The organism is Halovibrio sp. HP20-59, from assembly GCF_033052795.2.
In the GTDB taxonomy this organism is placed as follows: Bacteria; Pseudomonadota; Gammaproteobacteria; order Pseudomonadales; family Halomonadaceae; genus Vreelandella.
In genome coordinates, this window is the sequence record NZ_JAWJUW020000100.1 from 1 (window position 1) to 265 (window position 265).

Genomic DNA, 265 nt, shown 5'->3' on the forward strand with positions numbered 1-265 from the left:
CTGCTGTTTGTCGCCGCCGCCAAGGCGGAGCTCGGCAGCGCCGAACAGGCGATCGACGATCAGGATGTGCTGGTGAATACGGCTGTTGACGAGTTGCGCTTCGCCATCGGGACCGATGACGAAGATCGGCGGCATTTCGCCCTGGACGATCCCGCGCGGAAACTCGACGTAGACCCTGCGGCCGTCGTCATAGACGGAGACGGGTTTCCAGGGCGGATTCCCGCCGGTCAAACCGTATCGGTAGTTGCGGGCCGCAACGGCCGGG

Annotated in this window: 1 protein-coding gene; it reads right to left on the bottom strand. The window is 64.9% G+C overall.

Annotation, left to right across the window (positions count from 1 at the left end; genetic code table 11):
* A partial coding sequence (locus RZA33_RS19530) for a TrbG/VirB9 family P-type conjugative transfer protein (RefSeq protein ID WP_317509832.1) occupies positions 1–265 on the bottom strand: 265 nt, incomplete at both ends.